The 16,470-nt window shown below is 70.6% G+C and carries 13 protein-coding genes; 11 read left to right on the top strand and 2 right to left on the bottom strand.

Going from position 1 to position 16,470, the window contains the following annotated elements:
- Window positions 1-79: 79 nt before the first annotated feature.
- Window positions 80-1,543: a CCA tRNA nucleotidyltransferase gene (locus ACVCAG_RS22515; protein ID WP_447190246.1), complete on the bottom strand. Its 1,464-nt coding sequence runs from the start codon at window positions 1,541-1,543 to the stop codon at window positions 80-82.
- Between the two features lie 159 nt (window positions 1,544-1,702).
- Between ACVCAG_RS22515 and ACVCAG_RS22510 the strand changes: the two genes are divergently transcribed.
- The 8 genes from ACVCAG_RS22510 (at window position 1,703) to trxA (ending at window position 11,153) form a co-directional block, all read left to right on the top strand.
- Window positions 1,703-2,224 carry an aminoacyl-tRNA deacylase gene (locus ACVCAG_RS22510; RefSeq protein ID WP_362688175.1) on the top strand — a complete coding sequence of 174 codons (522 nt, stop codon included), beginning with the start codon at window positions 1,703-1,705 and terminating at the stop codon, window positions 2,222-2,224.
- 46 nt (window positions 2,225-2,270) lie between these two features.
- Window positions 2,271-4,397 carry a DUF6049 family protein gene (locus ACVCAG_RS22505; protein WP_440085425.1) on the top strand — a complete coding sequence of 709 codons (2,127 nt, stop codon included), beginning with the start codon at window positions 2,271-2,273 and terminating at the stop codon, window positions 4,395-4,397.
- A gap of 37 nt (window positions 4,398-4,434) precedes the next feature.
- Window positions 4,435-6,039, top strand: a complete 1,605-nt coding sequence (murJ, locus tag ACVCAG_RS22500) for a murein biosynthesis integral membrane protein MurJ (RefSeq protein WP_440085424.1) — start codon at window positions 4,435-4,437, stop codon at window positions 6,037-6,039.
- A 195-nt stretch (window positions 6,040-6,234) separates the two neighbouring features.
- Window positions 6,235-7,761 carry a protein kinase family protein gene (locus ACVCAG_RS22495; protein WP_440085423.1) on the top strand — a complete coding sequence of 509 codons (1,527 nt, stop codon included), beginning with the start codon at window positions 6,235-6,237 and terminating at the stop codon, window positions 7,759-7,761.
- Window positions 7,762-7,875: 114 nt separating this feature from the next.
- Window positions 7,876-8,523 carry an RNA polymerase sigma factor SigM gene (gene sigM / locus ACVCAG_RS22490; protein WP_329088091.1) on the top strand — a complete coding sequence of 216 codons (648 nt, stop codon included), beginning with the start codon at window positions 7,876-7,878 and terminating at the stop codon, window positions 8,521-8,523.
- The gene (locus ACVCAG_RS22485; protein WP_440085422.1) at window positions 8,513-9,424 is read left to right on the top strand and encodes a zf-HC2 domain-containing protein; all 912 of its coding nucleotides are present in this window, start codon (window positions 8,513-8,515) and stop codon (window positions 9,422-9,424) included. Before sigM ends, ACVCAG_RS22485 begins: the two co-directional genes overlap by 11 nt.
- Window positions 9,425-9,731: 307 nt before the next feature.
- The gene (gene trxB, locus ACVCAG_RS22480; RefSeq protein WP_362688760.1) at window positions 9,732-10,667 is read left to right on the top strand and encodes a thioredoxin-disulfide reductase; all 936 of its coding nucleotides are present in this window, start codon (window positions 9,732-9,734) and stop codon (window positions 10,665-10,667) included.
- A 162-nt stretch (window positions 10,668-10,829) separates the two neighbouring features.
- Window positions 10,830-11,153, top strand: a complete 324-nt coding sequence (trxA, locus tag ACVCAG_RS22475) for a thioredoxin (RefSeq protein ID WP_362688192.1) — start codon at window positions 10,830-10,832, stop codon at window positions 11,151-11,153.
- Between the two features lie 248 nt (window positions 11,154-11,401).
- Here trxA and ACVCAG_RS22470 read toward each other — a convergent pair whose 3' ends face one another.
- A complete protein-coding gene (locus ACVCAG_RS22470) occupies window positions 11,402-12,022 on the bottom strand; it encodes a GNAT family N-acetyltransferase (protein WP_440085420.1) in 621 nt (206 codons plus the stop codon).
- A 298-nt stretch (window positions 12,023-12,320) separates the two neighbouring features.
- On the opposite strand from ACVCAG_RS22470, the gene ACVCAG_RS22465 reads away from it, so the two are divergent.
- From ACVCAG_RS22465 to ACVCAG_RS22455, 3 genes are all read left to right on the top strand, one after another.
- The gene (locus ACVCAG_RS22465; RefSeq protein ID WP_440070719.1) at window positions 12,321-13,553 is read left to right on the top strand and encodes an aminotransferase class I/II-fold pyridoxal phosphate-dependent enzyme; all 1,233 of its coding nucleotides are present in this window, start codon (window positions 12,321-12,323) and stop codon (window positions 13,551-13,553) included.
- Window positions 13,554-13,749: 196 nt separating this feature from the next.
- Window positions 13,750-14,703 (top strand): D-alanine--D-alanine ligase, encoded by a 954-nt coding sequence (locus ACVCAG_RS22460; protein WP_440085419.1) that lies wholly within the window; start codon window positions 13,750-13,752, stop codon window positions 14,701-14,703.
- 154 nt (window positions 14,704-14,857) lie between these two features.
- Window positions 14,858-15,916, top strand: coding sequence for a threonine aldolase family protein (locus tag ACVCAG_RS22455; protein WP_447190231.1), 1,059 nt, complete (start codon window positions 14,858-14,860; stop codon window positions 15,914-15,916).
- Window positions 15,917-16,470: the final 554 nt, after the last annotated feature.

The raw sequence follows: 16,470 nt of genomic DNA, 5'->3' as shown, positions 1-16,470 counted from the left end.
GCCGGGACCGCCGCGACCGTCCCGGCTGGGACGAGGACCGGGAGCGCCGAGGCCACCGAGGCCACCGGGGCCACCGAGGTCAGGGACGCCGTTCAGGGTCCACCTCACCGCCGGCGTCGCCCGCTTCACCGCCCACGTCGCCGGTCCGGCCGTCGACCCCGTTCGCCCGTGCCCACTCGCGGAGGGCGTCCGCGGCGGCCTCCTTGCCGAGGACACCCCGGTCGAGACGCATCTCCAGCAGGAACCTGTAGGCGCGGCCCACGACCGGGCCCGGCGGGACGCCGAGGAGCTCCTGGATCTCGTTGCCGTCGAGCTCGGGGCGGATCTTGCCGAGCTCCTCCTCCTCGGCCAGCCGGGCGATGCGCTCCTCCAGCTGGTCGTAGGTCTGCGACAGCGCCTGGGCCTTGCGCCGGTTGCGGGTGGTGCAGTCGGCGCGGGTCAGCTTGTGCAGGCGCTCCAGCAGGTGCCCGGCGTCGCGGACGTAGCGGCGCACGGCCGAGTCGGTCCACTCGCCCGTGCCGTACCCGTGGAAGCGCAGGTGCAGCTCCACCAGGCGGGAGACGTCGGCCACCACGTCCTTGGGGAACTTCAGCTCCGCCATGCGCTTCCTGGCGAGCTGGGCGCCGACCACCTCGTGATGGTGGAAGGAGACCCGGCCGCCGGGCTCGTGGCGGCGGGTCTTCGGCTTGCCCACGTCGTGCAGGAGCGCGGCCCAGCGCAGGATCCGGTCGGGACCGCTCTCCTCCAGGTCGATCGCCTGCTCCAGCACGATCAGCGAGTGCTCGTAGACGTCCTTGTGCCGGTGGTGCTCGTCGATCTCCAGACGGAGTTTGGGCACCTCGGGCAGCACGTGGTCGGCGAGCCCGGACTCGACGAGGAGCCGCAGGCCCTCGCGGGGGTGGTCGCCGCCGATGAGCTTGTCCAGCTCGTCGCGGATGCGCTCGGCGGAGACGATGTCGATCCTGTCGGCCATCGCGCCCATCGCGGCGAGCGCCGCCGGGTCGACGGCGAAGCCGAGCTGGCTGGCGAACCTGGCCGCGCGGAGCATCCGCAGCGGGTCGTCGCCGAAGGAGCGCTCGGGGGGGCCCGGGGTGCGCAGCACCTTGGCGTGCAGGTCGTCGAGGCCACCGTGCGGGTCGACGAACTCGCGGGACGGCAGACGCAGCGCCATCGCGTTGACCGCGAAGTCGCGCCGGGCCAGGTCACCCTCCAGCGTGTCGCCGTAGGCCACGTCGGGCTTGCGCGACTTGGGATCGTACGACTCGCTGCGGTAGGTGGTGATCTCCAGCAGCCACCCGCCCTTGCGGACGCCGACGGTGCCGAAGTCGATGCCGATCGTCCAGATGGAGTCGGCCCAGTCGCGGACGAGCTCCAGGACCGTCTCGGGCCTCGCGTCCGTGGTCAGGTCGAGATCGTTGCCGATCCTGCCCAGGAAGACGTCGCGTACGGAGCCGCCGACGAGGGCGATCTGGTATCCCCTGGCGGCGAAGAGCTCGCCGAGCTCGTCCGCCACGGGTGCGATCTTCCGGAACAGCTCGCTCATGCCGTGGCGCTGGCTCTGGGTCAGATTTGAAAGGGACAAGCCGGGTAGGTCCTTCGGTTACGGAACATGTTCCCCTGCGGGGATACACCTGAAGCGATCACCAGGTTACGGTCGGTCAGGGAACCTCGGGGACTGTGCGTCGAGGCAAGGAGCACACACATGAAGGATGCGCTCGCGATCCACCGCTGGCTCCTCGCACACCAGGTCCATCATGAGATCGTACGCCTTCCGCGCGCGATGACATGCTCGGACGAACTCCCCGAGGTGCTGTCGGCGAGTCCCGAGATCTGCGTGGGAGTCACGGTCCTCGAGGTCACGACGCGGATCGGCCGCGAACCCGTGGCGGTCGTCACCTCCGTCGGCTCCCCGCCGCGCCCCGGCGTGGTCGCAGGCATCCTGGAGGCCCGGCGGGTCCGGCAGGCCTCGGCCTTCACCGTCAACTCCGCCACCGACTACGCCTCGGGCCTGGTCTGCCCGCTGCTGCTGCCCGCCACGCTCACCGTGCTGGTGGACGAGCGGCTCACCCGTACCGTCACACCCGTTTACGTGCCCACCGGGGAGCGTCGTACGGCACTCCTGATCCGTGCCGACCATCTGCTCACACTGGTGTCAGGAAAGATCGTCGACCTGACCCGGCACGGCTCCCGCAGGGAGCCGGCGACCTTTCCTCTCGCCGGTTAGGCCATAGCATTACCGGCGTGCGCCGTACTCGACCCCTGGCCGGCACGTGATCCACAAGGCCGCGCTCCTCGCCCTGCTCGCCACCACGCTGCTCGTTCCCGCGGCCGTGGTCGTTCCGGGTACGGCGAACGCCCGGACGACCTCGGTGAGCCGGGCGGGCCTCCAGGTCGTGCTGGAGGCGATCGGCCCCGACGCCCCCCGTGACCCGACCACCGAGATCAAACTGTCCGGCTCCCTGGTCAACTCCGGCACCGAGACCCTGAACGGGTTGCGCATCCGGATGCACTACTCCCCCCAGCCGTTCGCCCGGCGCGCCGACCTGGAGGCCTACCAGGCGGGACAGACCCTCCCGAACTCGTGGTGCTGCGAGAGTTTCGTCCAGGCGCCGATCGCGCCCTCGGGCAAGCTGCCGTGGGAGTTCTCCTTCACGCCGCAGGAGCTGAAGTTCTCCGGCTTCGGCGTCTACCCGGTCATGGTCGAGGTGCTCAACGCCTTCGGGCAGCAGGGCACCCTGCGCACCACGGTGACCTACATGCCCAGGGAGACCAGGGTGGCCCGCACCCGGCTCGCCACGGTGCTGCCCATCGTCGACCAGCCGCGCCGGGCCGGTGACTCCACCTTCGTCGACGAGGGCCTGCCCGCGGCCATGGCCCCCGGCAAGCGGCTGGGCGACCTGCTCAAGATCGCCCAGGACACGTCGTCCGCCAAGGGGCTCACCTGGATCGTCGACCCCGCCCTGCTCGACGACGCGCGGGCCATGGGCGAGCCCCACGCGGTCAGGGTCAAGGACCGCACCCAGCAGCGCCCCGCGACCCCCGAGACCGCCCAGTGGCTGAACGACTTCCGCGAGGCCGTCGCCGACCACCCGGTGGTGGCGACCCCGTACGGCGACCCCGACGTGGCGGCCCTCGCCCACAACGGCGTCGACGACGCCACCGGGACCGGGATCGCCGCGGCCGGGATCGTCGCCAGGCAGACCCTCGGCCGCGACGTGATCACCAATGTGAACTGGCCGGTGGGCGGCCTGATCGACTACGACGGGCTGGACCTGCTGGCCACCGGCGGCGTCGGCACCGTGCTGCTGAACGTGTCGAACCTGCCGCCGGTGACGCCCCCGGTCACCACCCCCGACGCCTCGGCGACGCTGGAGAGCGTGAACGGCCCGGTCACCGCCCTGGTCGCCGACGCGGCGCTGAGCGAGACGGTCGGCGCCGACACCTCCGCCCCCGGCGCGGCGCTGGCGAACCGCCAGCGGTTCATCGCGGAGACGGCGATGATCAGTTCGGAGCCCGGCGCCCCGGCCAGGACGGTGATCGCCGTCCCGCACCGCCGCTGGGACCCCGATCCGGAGTACGTGACCGATCTGATCGAGACGGCCGCCACCCTGCCCTGGCTGGCGCCCGTCACGCTCGACACGGTCAAGCGCGCCAAGGGCGTCCCCCCGGTCCCGCGGGCCGGCCTGACCTACACCGACCAGGACCGGAAGCTGGAACTCCCCAAGCAGTACCTGACCGGCGTCAAGCGCGTCGGCGCCCGCGCCGACCTGACCGCCGCGATCACCACCGCCCAGGACCTCGACGTCTTCGACCTGGCGCTGCTGCGCCTGACCTCCTCGGCGTGGCGCGGCCGGACCGGCGCCGCGACGCCGTACGTCCAGCAGGTCGCCGAGGCGATCGACAGCCGGATCGCCATGGTCAACATCACCGGCAGCGAGCAGTCGCGGCTGCGCACCCTGGCCGGCAGCAACGGCGACGTGCCGATCAGCGTGCGCAACGAGCTGAGCGGCGAGGCCGGCGAGGTCGCGGTCGCGGTCCGGCTCAAGGTGACCTCCGACCAGCCCGACCTGCTCAAGATCGAGCCGTACGAGGACAGGCTGGAGATCCGCGGCGGCCAGAACCAGACCATCCGGATCCCGATGACCTCCAGGTCCAGCGGCCAGACGACCGTGACGGTCCAGCTCACCACCGAGGACGGCCGCAAGTACGGCAAGCCGATCGAGCTGACCGTGCGGACCACCGGCTACACCGGGGTCGCCCTGGTGATCGTGGGGGCGGCTCTCGTGGTGATGCTGGCGGCCGTCGTCCTGCGCGTCCTGCGCCGCAGGGGAGGCCGCCGTCCCGCGGCCGCCCCGCCGCCGGAGCGCGAGCGCGAGCCCGCCGGCACCGAATCGTGAGCGCCCGGCGCTCCGAGCACCTAGCGAAGGAAAGCGCATGAGCAGGGTCCTGCGCGCGAGCGCGATCATGGCGGCGGGGACGATGGTCTCCCGCGTCACCGGCTTCGTCCGGACGGCGGTGCTCGCGGCGGCCATCGGCACCTTCGCGCTGGGCGACGCCTACAACGTGGCCTACACGATCCCGCTCATCCTGTTCGACCTGCTCATCGGCGGGATCCTGAGCAGCGTCGTGGTTCCGATGATCGTCAGGCGGCAGCGGTCGGACCCCGACGGCGGCCGGGCCTACGAGCAGCGCCTGATGACCCTCGGGGTCGTCGCGCTGACGCTGATGGCGCTGGTCGCGGTGGCGCTGGCCAGGCCGCTGATCGGCCTCTACAGCGCCGACTGGGGCACGGAGAAGACCGAGGTCGCGGTCACCCTGGCTCGATACATCCTGCCGCAGATCGCCTTCTTCGGGATCGGCGCGATCGCGGGCGCGATCCTCAACACCCGTGACAGGTTCGCCGCGCCCATGTGGGCGCCGGTGCTGAACAACATCGTGATGATCGGCGTCGCGATCGTCTACTACGTGAAGCTGGGCGGGTCGGGCACCGACATCGACACCGTGACGGACGGCGACCTGCTGCTGCTCGGGCTCGGCACCACCGCCGGCATCGTGGCCCAGTGCGTGGTGCTGATCGTCGCGCTCCACCGGGTCGGCTTCCGTTTCCGGCCCCGGTTCGACCTGCGCAACGCCGGTCTCGGCGAGATGGGCCGGACCGCGTCCTGGACCTTCGCCTACGTCGGGATCAGCCAGCTGGGCTTCCTGATCACCACCAAGCTCGCCTCGGGCGCGGGCGAGCGCGCGCCCGGTGCCGGCAACTCGGCCTACGCCTACGCCTACCAGTTCTTCCAGCTCCCGTACGGGATCATCGCGGTCTCGGTGATCACCGCGATGCTGCCCAGGATGAGCCGGGGGGTGGCCGACGGGCAGCTCGACACGGTCCGCGAGGAGTTCGCCTCGGGGGTGCGGCTGGTGTCGGTGCTGCTGGTGCCCGCCGGGCTGCTGCTGATGGTGCTGGGCCCCGCGGTGACCGTGCTGATCTTCTCGTGGGGCAACATGACCGTCGACTCGGCGGTCCACATCGGCAACGTGCTGCAGGTCTTCGGGCTGGCGCTGGTGCCGTTCTCGATCTTCCAGCTGCTGCTGCGCGTCTTCTACTCCTTCGGCGACACCCGCACCCCGGCCTTCCTCGCCCTCGGCAACGTGGCGGTCAACGCCACGCTCAGCCTCACGGCCTACTACGCCCTGCCCCCCCGGTACATCGTGATGGGCCTGGCCTTCGCGTTCACCGTCGCCTACGTGGTCGGCGCGGCGGTCGCCTGGATCCTGGCGGCGCGCCGCGTGGGGGGCCTGGCGGGGCGCAGGGTGGCCGCCGGGCTGTCCCGGATGTACGTGGCCGCGCTCCCCTCGGCGGCGCTCGCGCTCGGCGTTCTGTGGCTCACGCAGGAGCTCACGGGGCTGGACGCGCTGAGCGCGGCCATCATGCTGGCGGTGGGCGGCGGACTCGGTATGGTTCTTTACTTGGCGATCGCCCACCGGATGCGCATCCCCGAGGTGAGTTCGATCGTTGGAATGGTGGCAGGACGGGTAGGCCGGTAACCCAAAGACTTGTCTCAAACGTCTGACAAGACGAACACGGGCGGAACCGGCGCGGGACTACCATGGTGCGACGCGTGTGGTGACATGCGGCTAATGGAAGCAGGAGGGCGTGGGCGGATCCACCCAGCATCGTGTGATGTGTCGTGATGTGCTGACCGGGCATGGTGCTGTCGTGTTCTCAGGTACGGGGTCCTCGTGAGTTCCCCCGCCGTCGAGCCCGGCACCAAGCTGGCCGAGCGTTTCCGGCTCGAGGACCGCGTCCACGAGTCGGGCGGCGCCACGCTGTGGAAGGCCATCGACGAGGTGCTCGCCAGGCCCGTCGCCGTCCACACCTTCGATCCCGACTTCCCCCGCCTGAACGAGGTCGTCACGGCGGCCAGGGTGGCCAGCCGGCTGACCGACCCCCGCCTCACCCAGGTCTTCGACGCGACCGAGGACGACGGCCACTCCTACGTCGTCAGCGAGTGGGTGAGCGGCGAGTCCTTCGGCGACATGATCGCGAACGGGCCGCTCGACCCCGAGCGGGCCGCCGCGATGGTCGCCGAGGCCGCCGAGGCGCTGGCCCACGCGCACGAGGCGAACCTCGCCCACCTCTGCCTCACCCCCGAGCACCTGGTGTGGACGGCGGGCAGCACCGTCAAGCTGCTCGGCCTGGGAGTCGACGCCGTCCTGGACGACGTGACGAGCGACGACCCCGCCCGCGAGGACGCCGAGGGCCTCGGCCGCCTGCTGTACGCCGGGCTGACCGGCCACTGGCCGGGCGACGAGCAGGACGGCGGCGGCCTGCCCGTCGCGCCCATGGGCGACGGGCACTTCTGCACGCCGCGCCAGGTCACCGCGGGTGTCCCCGGTTACCTGGACGCCATCGTCTGCCGGGCACTGCTGCCGGAGACCAGGCGCGGGCTCGAACCGCTGACCACGCCCGCCGAGGTCGCCGAGGCCCTGGCCTCGGTGTCGCGGCCCAGTCCCCTGCCGATGCCGACGCCGATGCCCATGACGGCGCTGCCGGTGGCGGCCTCCCGCTCCGAGGGCATCGACACCGCGGCGCCCCAGCGCCACACGCCCCCTCCCCAGCACCACCACCAGAACCAGCACCGCCCGATGCCCCGCCAGACGGGCGGCGGCATGGTCAACAAGGTCGCCATGACCGTCGTCGTGCTGCTGGTGATGGTGGCCGTCGGCCTGGGCGCCTGGACGCTCGGCCGCAGCATCGGCAACGCCGGCACTCCGGCGCCCGGCGAGGAGAGCACCACGCCCACGCCGACCGCGGCCGTCGGCACCCGGGAGGTGAAGCCCTCCTCGGTCACCGGCTTCGACCCGCTGGGCGACAACGAGGAGCGCGGCGAGCTGGCCGTCAACGCGACCGACGGCAAGGAGTCCACCGACTGGCACTCCGAGTCGTACGACTCCGCCGACTTCGGCCGGCTCAAGACGGGCGTGGGCCTCCTGCTGGACATGGGCCAGAGCGTCCCGGTCAAGCAGGTGACGGTGGAGTTCGGCGGCACCTCGGGAGGCACCGTGGAACTCAGGGTCGGCGACTCCCCCCAGCTCGACGACCTGTCCGTCCTGCAGAAGATCAACGGAGTCTCCGGCAAGAAGACGTTCACCGCGGAGAGCCCGAAGAAGGGTCGCTACGTGCTCGTCTGGTTCACCAAGATGCCCACTTACCAGGGGAAGTTCCGCGGCCAGGTGCTGGACATGAAGGTCCTCGCGACCAAGTGACACCGCTCCGATTTGATCTGTTTTACCCGGCTTCTTACAGATCATCGGAGAATCCGTGGCACCATCTATCCCGTAGAGGTGTTCTCCCCGGATCGGTATAGCAGGACTCTCCTTGTGAATTCCCCACCCGAGACCCCGCCAGCGGCGGACGAGCAGACGGCGAAGGCCCCCGTGTCCGACGCCGACCTGCTCACCCGGCACATCGCCGGGGATCCGCACGCCTTCAGTGAAATAGTCAAGCGACATAGAGACCGCATGTGGGCGGTCGCCCTGCGCACGCTGGGCGATCCCGATGAGGCGGCCGACGCCGTTCAGGACGCCTTCGTCTCGGCCTATCGCAAGGCCGGGAGCTTCCGCGGCGAGGCGGCGGTGACCACGTGGCTGCATCGCATCGTGGTCAACGCCTGCCTCGACCGCATGCGCAGGAAATCGGTGCGCCCGGTGGCCGACGACGAGCTCGTCGAGGCCGCGGAGCGCGAGACCCCGGTGCTCGACCAGACGGCCGAGCGCGAGGTGTCCATGGAGGTCTCGGCGGCCCTGAAGCTGCTGCCCTCCGACCAGCGCGCCGCGCTGGTCCTCGTGGACATGATGGGCTACTCGGTCGAGGACGCGGCCCAGGTGCTGGAGGTGCCGAGCGGCACGGTGAAGAGCCGGTGTGCGCGCGGAAGGGCGAAACTCGCCCCGATTCTTTCCCATTTACGGAACCGATCAGACCTGTCTCGCGTCTCATCCGCGAAGGGAGCAGAACTTCGTGACGGGTGATACGCACTACGACCTGGAGATCTTGGCCGAACTGGCCGAGGGGCTCCTCGACGCCGCCACGGCCATGCGGGTACGCGAGCATCTCGCGATCTGCGATCCCTGTGGTGAGAGCCTCGCCGACCTCGCGGCAGTTCGTGAGGTGCTGGCGGCGACTCCTACACCGGCGATGCCGATGGGAGTCGCGCTGAGGATCGACCGCGCACTGGCCGCTGAGGCAGACAGCTTCCGTGGAGGTGGAGTGGGCCTGGTGGAAGCACCGGCCTGGGACGACATAATGCGTGACGCGCCGTGGGAGACGTCCTCTCCCGCAGAACCGGCGCCATGGGAGACGACCCCTCTGCGGGCCCCGCTCCCGCAGCAGGAGCCTGAGCTCGAGCCGGTGCGGCTGGGGGTCGTCGGCGACGACGGCACCGTGGTCCCGGCGGCCGCGGCCAGGCGTCGCGGCGCGAACCTGCGGCGCCGGTGGGCGATGCCCGCCGCGGCGGCGGGCGTGGCGGCGGCGGTGATCGGCGCGACCGCGCTGGCCACCGGGACGCTGACGGCGTCCGGCCCGGCCCCGGCGCCCATCGCTCAGTCCGCGCCGGCGGACACGATCCAGTACGCGCTGACCGACAGCAACTACAACTACACCGACGCCGAGCTTCGCGGCTCGCTGCTCGACTACATCGGTCCCGGGACCATCCTCGGGACGACCGAGAACTCGGGGATCGACAAGTGTGTCCGGCAGGTCTCGGCGCAGGTCGGCATCTCGCCCTTCGCCGTGGACCAGGGGTTCTACAACGGGCAGGAGGCCAACATCCTGCTCTTCTGGCAGGACCAGGCCAAGAACACGGTGCGCGTCCACGTCGTGGGCCCGCAGTGTGACGACGTGCGCAAGCCAGGCCTCGCACGCTGGAAGTGACCGGCGGTGCCGTCCCGGGTGACCTCGACAGGCCATCCGGGACGGCCGGCGGCGAAACACCCGGGATGACCGGTGACAAGAATCCCGAGGGACGACCGGTGACAGACCGGTGACAAGGATCCCGGGGTGATCCGCGGCGGGTGATCCGCTGCCAAAACCCTCGCTTCCACCGTGGGTGCCCGGCATGGATTCGTCCGTGCCGGGCTTTCGGGTTCCACCGGGGGATCCGTCACCGCGCCGGGCGGGAATCAGCGGCGCCTAGGATCTGTTGACGCCGGTGGCATCGACAGAGGGAGAGGCGCGAGCGCTGATGGACGTCCGGAATGTGATCATCATCGGGTCGGGACCCGCGGGTTACACGGCCGCGGTGTACTCCGCGCGTGCCGAGCTGAATCCGCTGGTCTTCGAGGGGTCGGTCACCGCCGGTGGCGCCCTGATGAACACCACCGAGGTGGAGAACTTCCCAGGCTTTCCCGGCGGCATCATGGGCCCGGACCTGATGGACGGGATGCGCAAGCAGGCCGAGCGGTTCGGTGCCGAGCTGGTCGCCGACGACGTGGTCGAGGTCGACCTGGCCGCCAACCCGAAGGTCGTCAAGACCGCCACCGACACCTACTACGCCACGTCCGTCATCCTGTCGATGGGCTCGGGCTACCGCGAGCTGGGCGTGCCCAACGAGAAGCGCCTGTCGGGCCACGGGGTGTCGTGGTGCGCCACCTGTGACGGGTTCTTCTTCCGCGGCCAGGACATCGTGGTCGTCGGCGGCGGGGACACCGCGATGGAGGAGGCGATCTTCCTGACCCGGTTCGCGGCCTCGGTGACGGTGGTGCACCGTCGTGGCGAGCTGCGCGCCAGCAAGATCATGCAGGATCGGGCGTTCGCGAACGAGAAGATCCACTTCCTGTGGGACAGCGAGGTCGTCGACGTGCTCGGCGAGAACAAGGTGAGCGGGGTGCGGGTACGCAACCTCAAGACCGGCGCGGAGGCGGAGCTGGCGGCCACCGGGCTGTTCATCGCGATCGGCCACGATCCGCGCACCGAGCTGGTCAAGGGCCAGGTGGAGCTGGACGACGAGGGCTACATCAAGGTCGAGGCGCCCTCGACGCGCACGAACCTGGAGGGCGTCTTCGCCGCGGGTGACGTCGTCGACCACACCTACCGCCAGGCGATCACCGCCGCCGGCACCGGGTGCGCCGCCTCGCTCGACTCCGAGCGCTGGCTGGCCGAGCACCACGGCGCGTGACGACGGCGTGTGACGACAGGGTGCACGGCCGGGTGTGACGCCCCCGCGAGGCAGGCCTCGGGCGCGCGTCGCACCCCCGCCGGACGGCACCGTGCGCACACCGGTCACCCATGAGCAACGTCATCAGGAACACGTCCTCGGACAAGAGGGAGAGCAGGAACCTTGGGCACCATCAAGCACGTGACCGACGCCAGCTTCGACGCCGACGTCCTCAAGAGCGACAAGCCCGTGATCGTCGACTTCTGGGCCGAATGGTGCGGCCCGTGCCGCCAGGTCGCGCCGATCCTGGAGGAGATCGCCGGTGAGCAGGCCGACAAGCTCACCGTCGTCAAGCTGAACGTCGACGAGAATCCGACAACGGCGACAAACTACGGCGTACTCCAGATTCCCACTCTGAACGTCTATAAGAACGGAGAGGTTGTGAAGCAGATCATCGGCGCCAAGCCGAAGGCCATGCTGCTTCGCGAGCTCGAGGGCATCATCTAGGCCCCCTGCGGGTCGGCCGCCCCCCACGGCGTCCGCCCGTATCACCCGCTTCCGAGCGGCACACCCACCCACTGAAAGCCCCCCGCCCCACCGCGGGGGGCTTTCACATGCACCGGGTACCCGTACAGGGCACACACCCAGGGCTGCCGGCACGCGCCGGGGGGCTCGCGAGACTCCCGGAGGGGTGCTTACGGACCCCGGAGGGCGCGTTCGTCCCCCACAGCGTGCCGTACGGGCTCCAGATGGTCTCAGACGGGCCGCAGGGCCCTCTCGGGACTCATCGACCCGAGCAGCCTCTCCAGTGCCACCTCGACGTCCTCACGCCACGAGACGGCGTTCTTGAGCTCCAGGCGGAGGCGGGGGAAACGCAGGTGCGGGCGGACCGTCTTGAACCCCACGGAGAGCAGGTAGTCGGCGGGCATCAGGCACGCGCCCGGCTGCTCCCACTTCAGGTCGCCGAACGCCTCGATCGCCCGCACCCCGCGCCGGGTCAGGTCCTTGGCCACGCCCTGGACCAGCATCCGGCCCAGGCCGCCCCCGGAGAACTCCGGGATGATGTGCGCGGTCATCAGCAGCACCGCGTCCGCGCTGACCGGAGAGGTCGGGAAGGCCACCGAGCGCGGCACGTAGTGGGGCGGCGCGTAGAGCACGAAGCCGGCCGCCACCCCGTCCACATAGACGATCTTTCCGCAGCTTCCCCACTCCAGCAGGGTGGAGGAGATCCAGGCCTCCTTCTCCAGTCCCGGATCACCGACCTTCACGGCCCGGTCCGCGTTGACGGGATCGAGCTCCCAGAAGACGCACCGGCGGCAGCGGCGCGGCAGGTCGTCGAGATTGTCGAGGGTGACGTTTGCCAGCCGACGCGACACCTGTTGGCCCCAATCCTGGCGAGACGAGTGCAAGCCATGGCGAAAAACGCGCGAAAACGGCGTCTCCAGCTGGCATCGTAGCCCAGTGCGGGTCCTGGTTTCAGGAGGTCCCGTCCCCACACGCAGACGACTGCAGCCCCTGACGTAACCTGGTTTCTCTAGTATGAGCGCTTTGCGCTCCACACTACCTAGGAGGTGGACCGTGCCCCAGGACAACGAACACGGTCAGACCATCGCCCCCACCCAAGGGTCGCGCATCGACGCCTATGTCGACCGTTACGCGGCACGGGCAACCGGGATGGTCGCCTCCGAGGTGCGAGCTCTCTTCTCCGTCGCGTCGAGGCCCGAGGTGGTCTCGCTCGCCGGCGGCATGCCGTACGTCACCGCCCTCCCCCTGGACGTGGTGGGGGAGCTGGTCGCCGACCTGATCGCCAAGCGCGGCCCGGTCGCGCTCCAGTACGGCTCGGGGCAGGGCGACCCGCACCTGCGCGAGCAGATCTGCGACGTCATGCGGATGGAGGGCATCGAGGCCAACCCCGACGACGTCGTCGTGACCGTCGGCTCCCAGCAGGCCCTCGACCTGATCACCCGGATCTTCATCGACCCGGGTGACGTCGTGCTCGCCGAGGGCCCCTCCTACGTCGGAGCCCTGGGCACGTTCTCCGCCTACCAGGCCAAGGTCATCCACATCGCGATGGACAGCGAGGGGATCATCCCCGAGTCGCTGGCCCAGACCATCTACGCCCTGAAGAGCGCGGGCAACCGGATCAAGTTCCTCTACACGATCCCCACCTTCCAGAACCCCGCGGGCGTGACGCTCAGCGTCGCCCGCAGGCAGCAGGTCCTGGAGATCTGCCAGCGGGCCGACGTGCTGATCGTCGAGGACAACCCGTACGGCATGCTCGGCTTCGACGGTGACCCCATGCGGACGCTGCGCGCCGACAACGCCGACGGAATCGTCTACCTCGGCTCGTTCTCCAAGACCCTGGCCCCCGGTTTCCGGGTCGGCTGGGCCCTCGCCCCGCACGCCATCCGCGAGAAACTGGTGCTGGCGATGGAGTCCGCGGTGCTGTCGCACTCCTCCTTCACGCAGCTGGCCGTCGGCCAGTATCTCGCCACCCAGCCCTGGCGCGAGCAGATCAAGTCGTTCAGGGAGCTCTACCGCGAGCGCCGCGACACCATGCTCTCCTCGCTCGAGGCCCTGATGCCCGACGGCGTCACCTGGACCCGCCCCGGTGGCGGGTTCTTCGTTTGGGCCACCCTCCCCGAGGGGCTCGACTCCAAGGCGCTCCTGCCCCGCGCGGTCGCCGAGCGGGTGGCCTTCGTACCGGGCACCGGCTTCTTCGCCGACGGCGGCGGCGCGCGGCACATGCGGCTCTCCTACTGCTACCCCGAGCCCGAGCGCATCCGCGAGGGCGTCCGCCGCCTGGCCGGGGTGATCGGGCAGGAGCTCCGCGTCCGCGACACCTTCGGGACCGGCTCGCCCACCGAGCGCGCCGGGATCGACACTCCGGGACCCGACCTCGCGTGACCCCGCCACACCCCGCCGTCCGGTAGGTGCTCCGTGCCACGGGGCGCCTCCGGCATGAGCTCCTCCCCGCCGGTACCGTACGGTGACTTCCTGCGCCGGTGCGCGGTGATCGATCCGGTTCGCCGGGACAGCCGGACCGCGCGTGACGAGAGCGACAGGACAGGCTCGGAGCGGGCCTTGACGAGAGGTATGTCGGATGAGTGACCTGGGCCATGTGCTCGTCCTGGCGGGCGGGCTCTCCTACGAGCGGGAGGTCTCGCTGCGTTCCGGCCGCCGGGTGAGCGAGGTGCTGCGCGGCGCGGGCGTCTCCGTGGAGACCCGCGACACCGACGCGTCGCTGGTCCCCGCCGTGCTCGCGGACCCGCCGGACGCGGTCTTCGTCACCCTGCACGGCGGGGCGGGCGAGGACGGCGCCATCCGCTCGGTCCTCGAACTCCTCTCCGTCCCGTACGTCGGCGCCGGCCCCGACGCCTGCCGGGTCGCCTACGACAAGCCCACCGCCAAGACCGTCGTCCGCTCCGTCGGGCTGCGCACCCCCGAGTCGGTGACGCTGCCCAAGGAGACCTTCCACGACCTCGGCGCCTCCGCGGTGCTGGCCCGCATCGTGGACCGCCTCGGCCTTCCCCTGTTCGTCAAGCCGTCCCGCGGCGGCTCGGCGCTCGGCGCGTCGATCGTCCGCAGCGCCGAGGAGTTCCCCGCCGCCATGGTCGGCTGCTTCGCCTACGGCGACACCGCGCTGATCGAGCGCTGCATCCAGGGGGTCGAGGTCGCCGTCTCCGTGGTCGACCTCGGGAGCGGGCCGGTGGCACTGCCCCCCGTGGAGATCGTCGCCAACGAGGGCGTGTACGACTACGCGGCCCGCTACACCGCCGGACACACCGAGTTCTTCGCCCCGGCACGCCTGTCGCCCGAGGCGTCGGACGCCTGCGCCGAGATGGCCGTGACCGCGCACACCGCCCTCGGCCTCAGGGACATCTCCCGTACCGACCTGATCGTCGACGCGGACGGCCTGCCCTACTTCCTCGAGGTGAACGTCGCCCCGGGCATGACCGAGACGTCCCTTCTCCCCATGGCGGCCGAGGCCGCAGGGGAGGACCTCGGCACCCTCTGCCGCGTTCTCCTGGAACAGGCCGCCGCCCGCGGCGCCTGACCTCTCGCCCGGCTCCCCCGCGTGAACCACACCGCGGGCGCGGGCCGGGCCGGCATGGTGCCGGGCCGGCGGGCCGGCTCGGCGGGACTGGTAGGCGGACGGACCCGGCGGGCCTGGTCGGCGGGCGGGCCGGGCCTCCCCCTACGCTGGCCGTGTGCTGACCTCCACCCCATTCCCCAAGAGCTTCGCCAGTGACAACCACGCGGGCGTGCATCCTGCGGTTATCACCGCCATCCTCGAAGCGAACACCGGAGACGCCCTCGCCTACGGCGGGGACGCCTGGACCACCGCGATGGAGGACGCCTTCCGCGCCGAGTTCGGCGCACGCGCGACCGCCTACCCGATGTTCAACGGCACCGGCGCCAACGTGGTGGGCCTCGGACTCGTGCTGCGGGCGTACGACGCGGTGCTCTGCCCGGCCACCGCCCACATCAGCACCAGCGAGTGCGGTGCCGCGGAACGCGTGCTGGGCGCCAAGCTGGTCACCCTTCCCACCGAAGACGGCAAGATCTCCGTGGATGACGTCCGCGGCCAGCTGTCCGTGCTGGGGGACGAGCACCACTCCCAGCCCAGGGTCATCTCCATCTCCCAGGTGACCGAGTGCGGCACCTGCTACACCGCCGACGAGATCGCCGAACTCGCGGAGTTCGCGCACGCGCACGGCCTCTTCCTGCACATGGACGGCGCCCGGCTGGCCAACGCGGCGGCCGAACTCGGCTGCTCACTCCGCTCCCTCACCACGGACGCGGGGGTGGACCTGCTCAGCTTCGGGGGCACCAAGAACGGCGCCATGGGTGCCGAGGCGCTCGTGGTCCTCCGCCCGGAGCTGGACTCCCCGGCGCTGTTCCTACGCAAGCAGGGGATGCAGCTCGCTTCCAAGATGCGCTTCGTCTCCGCTCAGCTGACCGCCCTCCTCACCGACGACCTCTGGCGCGAGAACGCCGCCCACGCCAACGCCATGGCCCACCGCCTGGCCGACGGCGTCGCAGACCTCCCGGGCGTCTCCCTGCGCTATCCCGTGCAGTCCAACGCCGTCTTCCCGGCCCTCCCCGAGAAGGCCATCGCGGAACTGCAGCAGCGCTATCTCTTCCATGTCTGGGACGCGGCCGAGAACGTGGTCCGCTGGGTGACCGCCTTCGACACCACCCCCGAGCACGTCGACGCCTTCGTCGCCGACATCCGTCTCGCCGTCCAGGAGAACCTCGGCTCCTGAACGACGTCTGTTTCACGTGAAACGGCCTGGCTCCAGAGACGGTGACGTTTCACGTGAAACACCGGCCGCTGTCTCCGGGCCGCCTCCTTCTCCCGTACGTCAAGATCTCGCCCGTTCTTCATGGGCGAGGGCTTCGCCCCCGCTTCGCCGGTCCACCTTGCCGAGGTCCGGCTCGCGCATCCCACCGCTTCATGTTTCACGTGAAACGACGCCGCCTCCACGATGACCGGCAGCGGGACCACCCGACGAGGCGGCCGTGAGATGCGGTCGACCGCCAGCCACACGAAAGCCCCCGCCGGGATGCGGCACTCCACGCGCGACGGTCTCGTCGAAGCGGGCTCTACGCCCCTGGAACCGCGCATGCGTGCGTGTTGAACGCATCTTGAGGGGCAGGGGCCCAGTCGATCATCGCAACGCCGTGCGGCGAGCACAGGGCGATGAACGGAGAAGAAGGAAGTCCCGGGCGCCTGGATGCGGGAAGGGCACGGATGGCAGGGAAAGCGGGAGCGTGGGAAGGCCGAGCGCGGGAAAGGGCTGCGCATGGGAGGGAAGCA

Source organism: Streptosporangium sp. G12, assembly GCF_052983175.1.
Note: the sequence above shows the minus strand (reverse complement) of the source record. Positions and strands in the feature narration are given on the sequence as shown.